The sequence below is a fragment of the bacterium genome (assembly GCA_030247525.1).
In the GTDB taxonomy this organism is placed as follows: Bacteria; Electryoneota; JAOADG01; order JAOADG01; family JAOADG01; genus JAOTSC01.
The window spans coordinates 1-16,179 of sequence record JAOTSC010000075.1; the positions used below are offsets into that span (position 1 = coordinate 1).

Genomic DNA, 16,179 nt, shown 5'->3' on the forward strand with positions numbered 1-16,179 from the left:
CAGTTGGGATGTACGAAGATGGCTCTCCCGGGGAGATTTTTATTAAGATGTCGAAAGAGGGATCGACAATTTCTGGATTGATGGATGCGTTCGCAACTTCGATATCGATGGCGTTGCAGTATGGCGTTCCTCTGAGGGTGCTGTCGAGTAAATTCCAGCGGATGCGGTTTGAACCATCCGGTTTTACAATCAATCCCGATATCCCTTCCGCAACATCGATCATGGATTACATTTTCCGGTGGTTGGAAAAGAAATTCATGGTCGTTGCCGAAAATGGAACGGTTGGTGATTTACGTCGCACTACCCGCAGCGACGACGATGAAACGAGTAGTAAAGCAAATCGTTTCGATATCGTTTTAGAAACCGAAATCCCCGACCCGAAACAAGTAGAGTTGTTTAGTGTTGCAGAGGGCAATGAAGGTCCCGCTTGTCCGGAATGCGGGAACTTGACTGTTCAGCGGGGAAGTTGCTACTATTGTACGGTTTGCGGCGCTTCTGCCACCGGTTGCAGCTAACTCCAGGTGTCGGAAAAAATTGAAAACGGGGGGTACTGCGTTGCAGTGCCCCTCTTTTCGTTGTATTGTAACTTGTTTATTCTAATTGATTTATCGAACTCATTGCAATCTATCCCAAGCTGTGAGATAAGGTATGACCTTAGATTGGTTACAGGAACTGCGGCACTGCTGCCATTCCGAAGACGCTTTCCAAGCGGCGCTCAAGCTGATTGCGAAAGCAGGTGTTGCCGTTTACGATTCCGACACGGAGAGCAGCGCTTTGAGCGCTGTTCCACCACGGGTTACCCGTGAGCGGCTTCAAAACAACCATACTTTTATCTCGGAAGTCCTCCATACGCAAAGCGGTTTAGTCGTAGTAGTCGATCGCGATACCCGTATTGTTCTTTTTAGCCATGCCTGCGAAAAAATGTCTGGTTATGTCGCTGCCGAAGTCTTTGAGAAAACCTTCTGGGAGGTGTTCCAACCGGATGTCGGAGAGGACAAATTAAATCGCTGGTTCACTGAAGTTATCGAACAAAAATCACCCGCCAAGACCAAACACAAAATTCGCCGGAAAAGTGGTAAATACCGTTTTGTCGAATGGGATGTAACCGTCATGCTCGACAGTTCCGGAGAAGTAGAATACATCGTAGTAACCGGGATTGATGTCACCGACCGCACCATTGTCGAAGAGGTTATGGAGTTACTCTCATCGGCAGTAGAGTACACTTCGGAAACGATATTGATTGGAAAATTCGACAAGAAAGACGCACTACCGATTATTCAATTCATCAATACCAGTGGTTGCCGATTGACCGGTTTCGACGAAGCGGAAATCATCGGAAACCGGTTAAATATCTTTTTCGGCGAAAGCAATCATGTTGCAGCGTTACAGGAATCGCTATCCAGAGTTAAGCTCGGTGAATCGGTTTCCATCGAAGCGGAAATCCACTGCAAGGACAATCGTGTGATTGTTGCGACTGGTGCGATTTCTCCAGTTATCGATGACAGCAAGCAGGTGACAAATTTCGTCGCAGTATTCCACGATGTTACGGAACAGCGCCAATTGGAAAAGGAGCTGCTTGAGCGCGAGCAACTTTACCGAACGTTAGTAGAGTTATCCTCAACAGCAATCGTCGTACATAGTGGCGGCAAAATTCTTTTCGCTAATCAATATGGCACACAACAGGTAGGCGCTAAGAACCCCGAAGAGTTGATTGGTCGATCAGTTTTACAGTTTGTACATCCTACTTCGCTTCCGACCGTTGTAGAACGGATAAAAACGATGGTAGAAAAAGGTGAGAGTGTTCCGTTATTGGAAGAAGTATTCCAAAAACTCGATGGTACCCCATTTCATGTCGAAACTGCCGCCTCACCAATCTTATTTCAAGGTAAACCGGCAATACTGACGGTCGTTCGCGATATCAGCGACCGAATCCAACAGCAAAATGCGCTTAGGGAAAGCGAGCAACGACTTAATCTTGCCTTACAAGGAGCAAATCAAGGAGTTTGGGATTGGAACGTCAAAACCGGAGAAGTATTCAACATCGGTTGTGCTGAGATATTGAAATACACTGAGGATGAGTATGAACAACTCGGCGGCAGGTGGCGGAAATTTGTTCACCCGGATGACCTTCCACAACTGCATCGTAAGTTTAGCGAACATATCCGGGGTTTAACACCGCATTACGAATGTGAATATCGGGTATTAGATCGATCCGGTGAATGGCGATGGGTTTTAGCGAATGGACAGGCGGTTGAATGGGACGAAGCAGGCAACCCGGTACGCATCGCAGGCACCCGAATCGACATCACTCGACTGAAAGTTACTGAAGAAGCACTTCAGCAAAGTTCGGAGAAATTTCGTTCGTTGTTCGATTCGGCAAATGACGCGATATTGATCATGGATCGTTATCAGTTGACTGACGTAAATCCAAAAGCTCAAGAAATATTCGGTTACACCCGCGATGAAGTAATCGGAAAAACACACTGGGATTTATCGCCGATTACACAACCTGACGGTAAACTATCGCGAGAATATGGGATGCAACTCATCGATGAGTGCCTCGCGGGGAAGAAATTCATTTTTGAATGGCAGCATACCCGCAAAGATGGCACTTTATTCGACGCCGAAGTAAGTCTCAGTCGTGTTTTACTCAAAGGCACAACTTATCTGCAGGCGATTGTTCGCGATATCACCGAATGGAAGACTGCCATTACTGAGTTAAAAGAGTCAGAGCACCGTTACCGCAGCATTGTAAATGCAATTGGTGATTACTCGTATATCCTGAAAGTTTCATCCGACGACTCTGTAATGTTTGAATGGACCTCGGATACTGTACTTGCGATTATGAGTCCTGGAAGCGATGGAGCCGATTTCAAACGCTTCCGCGAAATTGTCCATCCTGAAGATGTAAGTGGATTCGCTGCGAAACTCGCGTTGAGAAAATCCGGTGTTACCTGTTCCGGTGAGTATCGCGTGGTTCTTCCCGGAAACGATATCCGCTGGTTGCGCGATATTGGCGTCCCTGTAAAGAATGCAAGAACCGGCACAGTTGAACGAATCTATTGTGCCGCCCACGATATCACCGATCAAATGAATCTGTGGAAAAAAATATCGGAAAGCGAACAGCGTTACCGTCGTTTATTCGAGGAATCACCCATAGGGCTATGGGAATTCGAATGTAGTGAAGTAACCGAATACTTATCAGGAGTCTTGGATATTCTACCGGAAAAACTCGCACTAAATTCAATAGTTTTTCAGGAAAAAATAGTCAGTCATCTCCGTCGATTAAAAGTGCTCGATATCAATAATGCCGCTTGTGCATTCTTCCGGGCACCGGATAAAGAGGGATTGTTTCGCAACTATACCGATATATTATCCACAATGAATTTTGAGTTGAACCGATCTGACATAATCGAGTTCTTCGCTGGCAAGTATCACATGGAGTTTGAGAGCACCATCCGTACTCCGTGGTTTCCGGAAGAAATCCATGCCCAAGTTACGATTAATCTCCTCGACAAAAACCGGTTATTAGTTGGCTTTGTCGATATAACCGAGCTAAAACATGCGTTGTCGCAAATCAAAGAATCCGAGGAGAAATTCTCGCTGGTGTTTCACTCGACACCTGATGTGTATACGGTAACAACTCTTAACGAAGGTCGCTTTGTCGAAATCAATGATACATTTTCTACTGTAACCGGATACACCCGCGAAGAAGCAATCGGAAATACATCGCTCGATCTCAAGATCTGGCGGAACATCGATCAACGCCAGGCAATTGTAACGAGATTGCAAAAAAATCGAGCGCTCCAAAACATCGAGATTCAACTGCAAATGAAATCCGGCGAATTACGCGATTTCATTTACTCGGCTAAAGTTATTCAATTGGCAAACAATGAATACTTGCTATCACTGTTTCACGATATCACTGAACGAAAACATAGTGAACGAGTTGCAATTGAAGCGACCGCCCGGTTTCAGTGGGTGGTAGAAAATGCTCCTGCGGTTGCGATTCAAGGAATTTCACCCGACGGTATCGTTGTTCGATGGAATCAGTACTGTGAAAAGCTTTACGGATACTCCGAAAAGGAGGCAGTAGGTAGGAAATTAGGTGAGCTAATCCTTGCAGAGGAGGATGAGACTGCGTTTGAAACAATGCTGAAGAATATCCTGAGAACGGGTGAATCTTCTGAGCCACAGGCGTGGCAAGTTTATGACCGCAACCGGAAAAAACTTTGGGTGTTATCTTCGATCTTTCCTATTCTTGTCGACGATGAGGTGCTTGAAATCTTTTGCATGGACGTTGATATTACTGACATCAAACATGCTGAAGAAGAAATCCGCGAACGGGAAGAACGATACCGGACATTAGCTACAACGATAAATGATATTCTATTGGAGATCGATGCTAATGGCGTATTTCAGTTTGTAAGTCCAAATGTTACAAGAATTCTTGGCTATGAGCAGGATGAACTGACCGGTAAAATGTTTTTTGCTTTTGTAACCTCTCCCGAGGTTCAATTACAAAAAACTATCTTCGAACAATTCATTTTAACCGGTAAACCGGAAAGTATGGAGATGACAATTCGCCATAAAAACGGCGAGAAAATCATCTTTGAAGTAGCGGCAAAATTGTTTACCCGACCAGACAGCGATCTAAGGATCGTTGCAGTGGCGCGTGAAATAACCGACCGCAAACGACTGGAGGAAGAACGGTTACGCAGTCAGAAGCTCGAATCGTTGGGAATTTTAGCGGGCGGCATCGCACATGATTTCAACAATTTATTAACTGGTATTGTCGGCAGCATCTCCTTCGCGAAGTTGTTTCCCGATAGCCGGGAAGATTCGGCGAAACTATTGGAAGAAGCCGAGCGGACAGCGCTTCGGGCAAAAGATCTAACCCATCAACTTCTGACCTTTGCAAAGGGTGGTGAGCCGATCCGAAAAACAGCAGATCTTGCGAAGATTATTCGCGATACCGTTTCATTCTCCTTACGGGGTTCCAAATCAACTTCGGAAATCGAGTTACCGGGTGATTTAGCTGCGGTCGATGTCGATGAAGGTCAAATAGGACAAGTATTTCAAAATCTTGTTATTAATGCCAGTCAAGCGATGCCAGGTGGTGGGAAAGTTCGTATCACCGGAAGAAATCTTACATTCGGTGATCCACTGCCTTCGCAGTTAACCCCCGGCGATTATGTAGCGATTCTGGTTTCCGATAACGGAATTGGGATAAAAGAAGAACACTTGAGTCGGATTTTTGATCCATACTTCACCACCAAACAGTCGGGAAGCGGTTTGGGACTTGCATCTGTCCATTCGATTCTGATGCGGCACGACGGTTGGGTTTCGGTCGAGTCCAGTGTCGGATTCGGCACCACTTTTACGATTTATCTTCCTGCATCGAAAACAAAGCACACATCTACCGTTGCAGTGGAAGATAAAGTAGAGTGCGGCAAAGGGAGGGTCCTTGTACTTGATGATGAGGAGATCATTCGAACATTGTTGAAACGAATATTGGAGCATCTTGGGTATGAGGCAGTTACAACCGGAGAGGGATCTGAAACCATCGAAGCATATCAATCTGCTATTGCTGAGAAAAAGCCCTTCGATCTGGTCATTATGGATTTGACGATTCCCGGAGGAATGGGAGGTGTCGAGACGATTAACAAACTATCTCAAATTGACCCTCAGGTGAAAGCAATAGTCTCCAGTGGATATTCAAACGATCCGGTGATGGCAAATTATCGGAAATACGGTTTTTCCGGGGTGGTCGCGAAGCCTTACGTACTCAAGGAGATTAGCCAAGTAGTGCGCGAAGTGCTGCATTCTCAAATACCGGTTTCGTGAGTTTTATGTCCCTTAACATTAAATTCACATCGATTTTGTATTTCATGGTAGGGATGGCATAGGAGTCCACCGTGAATCGTGAAATGATCTACATCGTCGAAGACGAAGACGACATCGCAGAGTTAGAACGGTACAACTTGATCCGTGATGGCTATCGAGTTAAAGTATTTGGCACTGGGGAAGCTGCACTTGAACAAATCAAGACGGAGCCACCTGATTTACTATTACTCGATCTGATGTTGCCCGGTATCGATGGATTGACTGTCTGCCGACGTATTAAAAATGAGTTTTTCAAAGCGACGTTTCCAGTAATCATGGTTACTGCTAAAGGGGAAGAGGCGGACATCGTCACTGGTCTCGAATTAGGCGCCGACGATTATATTGTGAAACCGTTTAGTCCGCGGGTGTTATTGGCACGGGTTAAAAGTGTTTTACGACGGCAGCAGACTTCTGAAGTCGAAATTGACAATGAATCGATAAAACACGATGCAATGTCGATACTTCCCGACCGTCACGAAGTGATTGTCGAAGGTAAGCCGGTTAAATTAACTGGCACCGAATTTCGTATTTTGTATGCATTAGTACGCCGGGTCGGCAGAGTGTTTACTCGCTATCAGTTAGTCGATTTTGCCCGCGGCGGTGATGCAATGGTCACCGATCGATCCATCGATGTTCATATCGTCGCGATTCGGCGAAAATTGGGCGAGATTGGAAAACTGATCGAGACCGTCCACGGCGTTGGTTATCGTTGTAAGGAGTAGAGATTGCCGCGACACCCGTTATTGCGACAACTATCGATTTTTCTTTTTTTCACGCTACTGGTGTCGCTGGTAATCGCACTTACAACAGTTTATATATCACTCCGGTCGATTCGGGAGCAACAACTGTTTTCCGAGTTGGAATTGCGCGCGATTCTTATCCAGGATGTGTTACCAGAATCACTGCGAGATCTATCCTCACCTCAAATCGACTCACTACTCAAACCGATCGCACTCCACGGACAAACCCGGATAACACTATTTGATTCTCATGCGAACTTGATCGGAGACTCCCATTTTCCGGGTACATCGATTGCCGAAACAGATATTCGACCAGAAGTAGACCAATCGCTGAAAACCGGCAGCCATCATATCATCCGGTTCTCTACTTCCGAACATAGCACGAATTTGTATGTAGCGCAGCGAGCGATTCTCGCAAGTAACGATACTGTTGTTATTCGCCTCGCTGAATCTCAAGATTTAATTAATGCTTCAGTCGCTCCGCTCCGAAAAAGAATGTTACTGATAGGTGCAGTGATTTTAATCGTTATGTCGATCATGGGATGGTTACTGGCAAGGCGTGTTACGCTTCCACTCGATGATGTTCTCAATCATGCGCAAAGTTTTGCAGCCGGAGATTTGCAGCACCGGCTCCCGGTATATGACGAACCGCTGGCAAAGGGATTGGCAACGGCATTGAATGAAATGGCGAAGACGCTCGACCACCGGATGATCGAAGTCGTCCGGCAACGCAATGAATTGGAAGCCTTGTTATCGAGTATGGTTGAAGGGGTAATCGCGGTTGATTCTCACGGGTATTTACTGAGAATGAATCGCGCAGCCATCGGGTTGCTGGGTCTGGAACAACCGCCAGCGACCGGAAAATTGTTGGTGGAAATCGTTCGCCATACCGGTTTGCAGCGGATGGTAGAGACTGCGCTCGCCGGCGCTGGCTTTCTCGAAGAACGTATTACTTTACCCGGCAAAGAACCGCGCACCGTACAAGTCCACGGCACATTGTTGCCGGGCGAATCAGGTCAAAAAACCGGCGCTGTAATCGTCATCAACGATATGACCCGGATCGAAAAATTGGAACGAATTCGCAGCGAATTTGTCGCCAATGTTTCCCACGAATTGCGTACGCCGATCACTTCGATAAAGGGATTTGTCGAAACGTTACGCGACGGCGCCATCGACGATCCCGACGAAGCGAAACGCTTTCTCGACATCGTCTATCGTCAAAGCGAACGGTTGAATTCCATCATCGAAGATTTGCTGAATCTCTCACGCATCGAACGGGAAGAGAAAACGCTCGAGCGAGAACCGTGTAATCTCGCCGACACCCTGCGTCCGCTAACCGCGGAATTTCAGGAGCGCTGTAACGCGAAACAAATTCCCTTTACGACTGAATGCGATCAGGAAATTGTCGTGAATGCGAATGCGCAACTCTTGCTCCAAGCCGTATCGAATCTGCTTGATAACGCTTTTAAATATGGCGGCGGGAGACCAATCGCCATGCAGATTAAAAAATCGGAAGAACAGGTTTTAATATCAGTTATCGATCACGGGGCAGGCATTCCAGTGGAACATTTGGAACGCATCTTTGAGCGGTTCTATCGCATCGACGCCGCCCGCAGCCGCAGCCTCGGCGGTACTGGACTTGGCCTCGCCATCGTGAAACACATTGCAAATTCCCACGGGGGATTTGTAACGGTCGATAGCAATCTCGGCAGCGGTTCCACGTTTACCATTCACCTACCAGTATAACAACATAAGTTAGGGTGTACCTCGTGTTCACCCAAAGTGCCGATATACGAGTAAGGGCGAATCTCGTGTTCGCCCAAAGAAAAAGGGCAGACGCAATAGTCTGCCCTTTTCTTTTAACTGTTACCGTGACAAGAATGAGATATTTGATTCACTCCCATTTCTTGTCTTTGCGAGGAACGCAGGTCGCAACCTTGTGCGACCAAAGTGACGTGGCAATCTCATTCATGAAAACAAGTATTTGTTTATAAGATCGCCACGTGATTCTGTGCTATTTCACTTGCGCAGAATTCCTCGCAAACTAAATTTTCGGCCCGGCGGCAATCACTTCCGGCGGACAACCATCGGCGAACTTCTTGAAGTTCTCGATGAATCGCGCTGCCAGCGAACGATACCGCTGGTCATACTCTTTCTTGTTGTTCCACTCTTCCGACGGGTACATCACTTTATCGGGTACCCCTTCGCAAGTCTTCGGTACTTCAAAACCGAAAACCGGATCGGTGTAGTACTCGACGTTATCGAGTTTCCCGTCGAGCGCACCATTCAACAGGTTACGAGTATGGCGAATCGAAATTCGGTGTCCGATTCCATACGGTCCGCCGACCCAACCGGTGTTGAGCAGCCAGCACTTCGCCCCGTGATGCAGAATCTTATTCTTGAGAATGTCGGCATACTTGGCGGGGTGATGCACCATGAACGGTCCGCCGAAGCAAGCGGAGAAGGCAATTTCCGGTTCGCGGCCGAGACCGACTTCGGTTCCGGCAATCTTCGACGTGTAACCGCTGATAAAGTGATACATCGCCTGTTCCGTGGTCAGCCGCGCGATGGGAGGCATTACGCCCGACGCGTCGCAGGTCAGGAAAATGATGTTTTCGGGATGGCCGCCCATCTTCTCCGGCACCGAATTATCGATGAAGTCGAGGGGATAGCTGGCGCGGGTATTTTCGGTGAGCGCTTCATCTTCGAGATCGATTCTACGCGTTATCGGATCGATGGTGACATTTTCGAGAATCGTACCGAATTTCTTCGTACAGGCGTAGATTTCCGGTTCGGCGGTTTGCGACAGGTGAATCACTTTCGCATAACAGCCATTCTCGAAATTGAAGATGCCTTCTTCACTCCAGCCGTGCTCATCGTCGCCGATGAGGTTACGGTTCGGATCGGCTGACAACGTCGTCTTACCGGTACCGGAGAGACCGAAGAAGAGTGCACTCTTGCCATCTTTCCCGATATTCGCGGAACAGTGCATCGGCATCACCTGTTGGAACGGGAGCAAGAAATTGAGAATCGTGAAGACACTCTTCTTGATTTCCCCGGCGTAGGCGGTGTTGCCGATGATGCACAATTTCTGTGCGAAGTTCAAGGCGATGTAGGTCTTGCTCGCCGTCGAATCGATTTGCGGAATCCCTTGGAAGCCGGGCAGCGCGAACACTGTGAAGTCGGGTACGAACCGCTTGTATTCATCCAAGGTTTCGGGGCAAATCAACATATTGCGAGCGAAGTGCGCGTGCCACGCGAATTCGGTCACGACGCGGACATTGAGCCGGTAATTCGGGTCGGCGCCGGCGTACACGTCCTGTACAAACAGGTCGCGGCCTTGGCAGAAACCCTGCATCCGGGAAAAGAGTTCGTTGAATTTGTCGATTTGGAAGGGGCGGTTGTATTCCCCCCACCAGATATTCTGGTCGGTCGACTCTTCCTTTACGACGAATTTGTCGTTGGCGGAACGGGCGGTATGCTTACCGGTGAAGGCAAGAATCGGCCCCATGTGCGAAATACTCGCTTCGCCGCGGAAGATGATTTCCTCGTATAGCGCTTCCGTTGGAAGATTCCAATAGACTTTGCGCAAATTATCGAGGCCGAGATACTTCAAGCCGTAATCGGCTTTTCGTGCCTGCGCAATTTTCTCGGCAGGAGTCAAAATGTTCAGGATGTTGTTCATAACGGTTTCCGTTTCCTATCGATTGGGGTCGCAATACAACCCGTAAACAATGAACATAAATTTCAAATCAAAAGTCTCTTATAAATTCAAATGATAAATTCAGTGCAATATCGCAATCCTACGTTCGGTATTGTCTTTGCGAGGAACGCAACGTAATGCGAAGCACGCAGTGAAGTGACGTGGCAGTCTAATGTCATTGCGAAGGGCATAGCCCCGAAGCAGTCCCAGCAACATTCAAAGATCAAGCAGCATCGACCTCTACTCGGTACTCCATCATATTCGGATTTGAGGTTCGTTTCGATGCATCAAGGATCTCGATCCCAACGGGATTTCCTTCGGCATCGTAATCGATTATAACCCCTTGGTGCGTCTCATCGCTCTCGACAACACCCTTGTCAGATAGCACGATCTGAATCGCATCTGCGTCTTTATGATAGACAATTTTCATACTTTCCCCCGGTATTTCTCTATCTTACTTGTTCGATAAACGGTTACTACAACCATTTCGTTTTCAATCCAGTCTATAATCACTCGAAGTAAATATGCTGTTCCACTCAGCAGTACCATCTTCTGATATATTTTACGTTTGATATCGACTTGTTGAATTTCATCGGGAGACGACACCGCTTCTACTACCCATCGGGTATCGATGGATCTTCGTTTCATCTCATACTTTGCATGTTCGGTGAAGCGTATGGTTTTCATAATTCTTCTTGAACAGATTTCCGCAATTCATCCGATTCCACTTTTGGTTTTGCATTTTTTGCAGGTCTGGAGACCTGTCAGTACCCACCGCGACAAGAATGTCGCGGCCACGTTGTAGGGATTCGATTTATCGAACCCGGTGGGCGTATGCCATACGCCCCTACTGCCCATTCCCCATTGCCGCTTCAGCGAAGGCGAGGATATGACCATCGGGATCGCTGGCGTAGGCGACGTAATCACCCCAATTCCGGAGTTGTATCGGACTAATCGCCGTCGCGCCTAACTCAATCGCATGTTCGTAATACAGGTGTGCATTGAGCAATACGAGATACAATTCCACCCGCGGCGACTTATCGGTCACTTTGGTCAAATCGGGAAATTTCCCCGGGTGCTTGGGATCGTGCAACAGTTTTGTTATTCCGCGTTCCGGCATTAGACCGAGTTTGAAAGAGTGATTGTCAAAGAGCGCAAATTCGGTCATACCCGGAACATTGAGTACCGGTTCCTGTTGCAATAGCTGCTGGTAGAATTCCGTACTTCGCTGCTGATCTGCGACGTACAGAATGGTCATCATTTTTTTCATCGTGTAGGGGGCTCGGAGTTCGGGGTTCGGGATTCGGAAAGACCGATCCTCGAATACTCTACCGCATTTCCAAACGATAGTAAGTGTCCGACTCATCTACTTTCGGAAGTGATTGCAGATAGTCGTTTACAACCCAGATAAAAAACCACAACAAAAATAACCCACTGATCAATAATAGTGATCGATGCCGACGACTTAATCGCAACTGTCGGGATGGTTCCTCAAACGTCTTTGACATAACAGTCTCCTACATTTGATGAAAACTCTAGCGTATTCTGTCCCTTGCACGTTGTACCGAATGGTCATCATTTGTTTCATGTTGAAGCAAAGGGAACGGGGAACAGGGATTAGGGAACAGTGAAAAGATTCTTATCACTAAATCCTGTTCCCTATCCCCTGTCCCCTGTCTTTTTACATCCAATCCCGGATGAGTTTACGTTCGCCGATGTAGATTTCATTCGGCGATTCCGGATCGAGCGCCCACTTGATGCGTTCGATGCCCTGTTTGATATCCTTGATCGATCCGCAATAACTCAAGCGGAGATGCCCTTCCATCCCGAATTCCTTGCCCGGAACGGTCACGACCAGCGCTTTTTGCAAGAGGAAACGCGACAACGCGGTCGAATCCTTATTGTAGGCGCTGAAATCGGGCAGCGAGTAGTAGGTGCCATCCGGAGGAATAATGCGAACGCCGGTAAACGACTTCAACTCCTGCATCATCACATTCCGGTTATTTTCGAGCATGAGCCGGAGCGATTCGATAATACTCTGAATCCCGTTCATCGCCCCTTCGGCGGCGGCTTGCAGGACGACCGATGCGCACGACGTCGTCTGCGCCTGCACATTCGCCATCACTTCGATCATCTTCCGCGGGCCGATGGTCCAACCGATCCGGAAGCCGGTCATCCCGTACAATTTCGAGACGCCGTTGATCGAAATAACGCTCGAATTCTCGAGGTCTTTCTTCGTGAACTTGTAGACCGATGCCGGTTTGTGTCCTTCGAAGTAGAGCTTGTGATAGATATCGTCCATCACCAGCGTAATCCCCTTCGTCTCACAATAGTCGACGATTTCAGCGATGAATTCGTCGCGATAGATGCAACCGGAGGGGTTATTCGGGCTATTGACGATGATCATCTTGGTGTACGAGGTGACGTACCGTTTGATGTCTTCCATCCGGGGGTGGAACGTACCGTCTTCCGGGGTCACAATCACCGGAACGCCATACACCATCTTCACCATTTCCGGGTAGGAGACCCAGTAGGGGGCGAGGATGATGACTTCGTCCTGAGGATTGATCACGGAATAGAGCAGATTGTACAATGCCTGCTTGGCGCCGCCGGATACCAGCACATTTTCCGGAGCGACCATTTTGTCGTAGTGCTCTTCGGTATACCGGACAATCGCTTTCCGAAGCGAAGGGATCCCTTCGGTCGGGGTGTATTTTACATCTCCGTCGGAGAGCTTCGCGGCGGCGGAGAGGATGCCGTTGATCGGCGTTTTATTTTTCGGTTCGCCGGCGCCTAAGTGAATGACAGCTTGCCCGGATTCGCGAAGAATCCGCGCTTCTTCATTTAACGCGAGGGTCGGCGATGCGGCGATCTGCCGCGCCAGTACGGAGATGGACATAGGAGCAATGCCTCCAAATTCGGTGAAGGGTGAAAGGTGTAGGGTGTAAGGGAACTGACAATCTACCCGTTTTCATCCCGGTTTTTCAGTGATGAACGTAATGTCCTTAATTGCTTTTCTATCAAGCGAATATCGGATTCCATTTGTGAAAAATCGATTTCATTAAGATAATCCAAGCGTAGTGAAATGATTAGTTGAGTTTCTACTTCTGATAATGATGCTTGCGCGATAGATAAATGATGTAAATATTCCTTAAGAGATTCCCGGACATGACCTTCTGCAATGTTCGAAGGAACTGAAACTGCGGCCCGGCGAATTTGATTGGTTAGACTATACAACTCATGTTTTGGAAAATTATCAGTTATTCTATAAATCGCAACTACAAATTCAATCGAATTTTGCCATACTCTAAGTTCTTTAAAAGTATTGATTTTCGCCATTATACCCTACACCCTTCACCTTTCACCCTACACCTTTCACCGATAACAAGTATTGATGAATCCGCGAACACGCCTCTATGATCGTTTCATCGGAAGCGGCAAAGGAGAAGCGGATGCAACGGTCATCGCCGAACGGTTGACCGGGAACGATGGCAATGTGTTGTTCTTCCAAAATCTGTTTGGCAACTGCAACCGAGCCGGGATACTCTTTACCATTCGCGTTCCAAACCTCGTCGATTTTCAGGAAACAATAGAATGCCCCTTCCGGTTTCGGGGTTTCGACGTGTTCCCATTGCGAAATCAAGCTATACATCAAGTCGCGCCGCCGCTCAAAGCTTTTCCGCATCTCTTCCCGCGCACGTTGATCATTGGACACCGCTTCAATTCCGGCATATTGCGCAATCGCGCTCGGTGAAGAGGTCATATTCCCCTGAATACAAGCCGCCGCTTTAATAATCTCCGAGTCCCCACACCCATAGCCCAACCGCCACCCGGTCATCGCATAGGTCTTCGAGAAACTGCTGACATACAACGTCTGGTCGAATAATTCCGGGAAGTGCGCCGGGGATGCCTGCTCCCGTCCATCGAACAAGAGATGTTCATACACTTCGTCGGCGAGAATCCACAATTTGCTTTTTACCAGAATCGGTACTAGGGCGGCAAGTTCATCCCGCGTGTAGACCGTCGATGTCGGATTCGAGGGGGTACAGAGCACAATCAATTTAGTCTTGGCGGTTATCGCGGAAGAGAGTTGCTCCGGTTGCAGGATGTAGCGATGCTTCGCCTCGGTCGGTACAATGACCGGAGTGCCACCGGCAAGTTTGATCAGCTCGGGATACGCAAGAAAGTAAGGTGCAGGCAGAATCACATCGTCGCCGGGATTGATCGTCGCCAACAAGAGATTGGAGATGACGTGCTTCCCGCCATTCGAAACGAGGATATTCTTATCCGGCGCATAGGAAAGCCGCTGATCGCGGAAGAGCTTCTGGGCAATTGCAGTGCGCAATTCCATCGTCCCGCGTTCGGCGGTGTACTTGGTGATCCCGTGATCGATGGCGTATTTCCCGGCTTCGCGAATTTTCTCCGGGGTAGGAAAATCGGGCTCACCGACTGATAACGAAAGTACCTGTTTCCCCTCGGCGCGTAGAACTGCGGTTCGGGCGACGATAGCGAGCGTGACCGAAGGGGTAAGGGCGAGTGAGCGTTCGGATGGCTGATGCAACGGCAAAGCGGTTACTCCAAAATTGCAGCTAACAACAGAAAAACGAGAAACACCACACCTCTCATCGAATGATCCCGAAGATCGGCGTTGTTTCTCGCAGAGAACATAAAGAAGTCCAATAAAATACAATATTCCAGTGGCAAGTGCAACCACGTGAATCATCGGCAAAGACAGAAAATTATAAATACCCGAAAATTGGTTGATTTTGCATATTCACAACAATACCTTATCAATTGTTCTGCCAAAATCAACTACTTCATGAACGGGAGACTACGATGTTACCAAGATTTTCTTACTTCCATGTTGGTGCTTTACTAACCTGCCTCCTCTCCACGCAGCTCACTGCCCAACCGTTACAATGGCAGCATGGCGGCTATGTCCAAAACCGGGATGTCAGCTTGAAAGCGATTTCACCAACCGGGGAAATCTATCTTCGCGATTCGCATTATCCATATCTTTTTTTAAGGCGTGCGATTGACGGTTCCCATTTCGATACGATTGTCGTCCCGCCGGGGCTCGCAAATGTCGAATTTCTCTCTTCGGGCCGACTGGTAGCAACAACCAGTAGCGGCTTGGGATTCGGTAATGCAACAGGCGACTCGATTCATGTACAACGCAGTGGAAACTTCGACGGCTTTCGGATTGTAGTTTTGCCAACGGACACAATACTTCTGTACGATGGATCTCGAAGATTGTGCTACCGAACTAATGAAGCAGGTACACTATGGGATTCGCTTACGATTCCATTTTCACTGAGTAGCGACGACGGCATCCTCGCTTCACCCAATGGTCAACTCTTTTTCTGGTCACTTCTCAATGGCATGTTTCGTTCCACCAATGAAGGAACTAATTGGGTGAGTGTTACGAATGGTTTTCCCACGAATGCTTTATTTCACTGTTTAACCGTGTCGCCTACCAATGGCATGTTGTATTGTGGAACCCATGATCACGGCGTATATGTCTCGGGAAATAATGGGAATAGTTGGCAGCCGATGAATGAGGGAATTCCCATTGTAGACATAAAAAATATCGCAGTCGACGATGTCGGTGACATTTTGATTTGCGGTTGGGGAACCGGTGTCTTTCATTACAGTGCTGCTTACAATAATTGGGTCAGTGGCGGTTTTCAGGGACCCTCCATCGATCGCATCGGATTTCTACCTAATCGCAATCCAATCGTCAATCATTCCGGTGTTTACTATTCCACCAACCGCGGCGAAAATTGGTGCGGAATCGGACCGGATACTTATGTCGAAGAGTTGTTAGCAGTTGGCGATACCGTTTTTGCT

Annotated in this window: 13 protein-coding genes; 5 read left to right on the top strand and 8 right to left on the bottom strand. The window is 47.9% G+C overall.

Translation table 11 applies throughout. The features are described from left to right. The 4 genes from OEM52_08285 to OEM52_08300 all read left to right on the top strand — a co-directional run. On the top strand, positions 1–515 hold a 515-nt coding region (locus OEM52_08285; GenBank protein ID MDK9700126.1), incomplete at its 5' end, for a vitamin B12-dependent ribonucleotide reductase. Positions 516–648: 133 nt separating this feature from the next. After that, on the top strand, positions 649–5,847 hold the full coding sequence (locus OEM52_08290; protein MDK9700127.1) for a PAS domain S-box protein: 5,199 nt from the start codon (positions 649–651) through the stop codon (positions 5,845–5,847). 71 nt (positions 5,848–5,918) lie between these two features. After that, positions 5,919–6,608 (top strand): response regulator transcription factor, encoded by a 690-nt coding sequence (locus OEM52_08295; protein ID MDK9700128.1) that lies wholly within the window; start codon positions 5,919–5,921, stop codon positions 6,606–6,608. Positions 6,609–6,611: 3 nt separating this feature from the next. Beyond that, positions 6,612–8,372 carry an ATP-binding protein gene (locus tag OEM52_08300; GenBank protein MDK9700129.1) on the top strand — a complete coding sequence of 587 codons (1,761 nt, stop codon included), beginning with the start codon at positions 6,612–6,614 and terminating at the stop codon, positions 8,370–8,372. Between the two features lie 298 nt (positions 8,373–8,670). On the opposite strand, the gene pckA is transcribed toward OEM52_08300, so the two are convergent. The 8 genes from pckA to OEM52_08340 all read right to left on the bottom strand — a co-directional run bounded on the left by pckA (position 8,671) and on the right by OEM52_08340 (position 14,896). Then, on the bottom strand, positions 8,671–10,311 hold the full coding sequence (pckA, locus tag OEM52_08305) for a phosphoenolpyruvate carboxykinase (ATP) (GenBank protein MDK9700130.1): 1,641 nt from the start codon (positions 10,309–10,311) through the stop codon (positions 8,671–8,673). A 241-nt stretch (positions 10,312–10,552) separates the two neighbouring features. After that, positions 10,553–10,759: a DUF2283 domain-containing protein gene (locus OEM52_08310; protein MDK9700131.1), complete on the bottom strand. Its 207-nt coding sequence runs from the start codon at positions 10,757–10,759 to the stop codon at positions 10,553–10,555. Then, on the bottom strand, positions 10,756–11,016 hold the full coding sequence (locus OEM52_08315) for a DUF4258 domain-containing protein (GenBank protein MDK9700132.1): 261 nt from the start codon (positions 11,014–11,016) through the stop codon (positions 10,756–10,758). The genes OEM52_08310 and OEM52_08315 overlap by 4 nt, the downstream gene beginning before the upstream one ends. A gap of 160 nt (positions 11,017–11,176) precedes the next feature. Next, the gene (locus OEM52_08320; protein MDK9700133.1) at positions 11,177–11,590 is read right to left on the bottom strand and encodes a lactoylglutathione lyase; all 414 of its coding nucleotides are present in this window, start codon (positions 11,588–11,590) and stop codon (positions 11,177–11,179) included. A gap of 67 nt (positions 11,591–11,657) precedes the next feature. Further along, positions 11,658–11,837 carry a hypothetical protein gene (locus tag OEM52_08325; GenBank protein ID MDK9700134.1) on the bottom strand — a complete coding sequence of 60 codons (180 nt, stop codon included), beginning with the start codon at positions 11,835–11,837 and terminating at the stop codon, positions 11,658–11,660. Between the two features lie 173 nt (positions 11,838–12,010). Then, positions 12,011–13,228: an aminotransferase class I/II-fold pyridoxal phosphate-dependent enzyme gene (locus OEM52_08330; GenBank protein ID MDK9700135.1), complete on the bottom strand. Its 1,218-nt coding sequence runs from the start codon at positions 13,226–13,228 to the stop codon at positions 12,011–12,013. Positions 13,229–13,290: 62 nt separating this feature from the next. Continuing rightward, positions 13,291–13,668 carry a four helix bundle protein gene (locus tag OEM52_08335; protein MDK9700136.1) on the bottom strand — a complete coding sequence of 126 codons (378 nt, stop codon included), beginning with the start codon at positions 13,666–13,668 and terminating at the stop codon, positions 13,291–13,293. Between the two features lie 22 nt (positions 13,669–13,690). After that, positions 13,691–14,896 carry a pyridoxal phosphate-dependent aminotransferase gene (locus tag OEM52_08340; protein MDK9700137.1) on the bottom strand — a complete coding sequence of 402 codons (1,206 nt, stop codon included), beginning with the start codon at positions 14,894–14,896 and terminating at the stop codon, positions 13,691–13,693. Between the two features lie 269 nt (positions 14,897–15,165). Between OEM52_08340 and OEM52_08345 the strand changes: the two genes are divergently transcribed. Beyond that, the coding region (locus tag OEM52_08345; protein MDK9700138.1) for a hypothetical protein at positions 15,166–16,179 on the top strand (1,014 nt) is incomplete at its 3' end.

What these genes read in the sequence shown, in the direction of transcription:
- pckA (MDK9700130.1), bottom strand. Translation starts at nt 10,311, where the DNA reads ATGAACAACATCCTGAACATTTTGACTCCTGCCGAGAAAATTGCGCAG.
- OEM52_08320 (MDK9700133.1), bottom strand. Translation starts at nt 11,590, where the DNA reads ATGATGACCATTCTGTACGTCGCAGATCAGCAGCGAAGTACGGAATTC.
- OEM52_08315 (MDK9700132.1), bottom strand. Translation starts at nt 11,016, where the DNA reads ATGAAAACCATACGCTTCACCGAACATGCAAAGTATGAGATGAAACGA.
- OEM52_08330 (MDK9700135.1), bottom strand. Translation starts at nt 13,228, where the DNA reads ATGTCCATCTCCGTACTGGCGCGGCAGATCGCCGCATCGCCGACCCTC.
- OEM52_08290 (MDK9700127.1), top strand. Translation starts at nt 649, where the DNA reads ATGACCTTAGATTGGTTACAGGAACTGCGGCACTGCTGCCATTCCGAA.
- OEM52_08310 (MDK9700131.1), bottom strand. Translation starts at nt 10,759, where the DNA reads ATGAAAATTGTCTATCATAAAGACGCAGATGCGATTCAGATCGTGCTA.
- OEM52_08325 (MDK9700134.1), bottom strand. Translation starts at nt 11,837, where the DNA reads ATGTCAAAGACGTTTGAGGAACCATCCCGACAGTTGCGATTAAGTCGT.
- OEM52_08335 (MDK9700136.1), bottom strand. Translation starts at nt 13,668, where the DNA reads ATGGCGAAAATCAATACTTTTAAAGAACTTAGAGTATGGCAAAATTCG.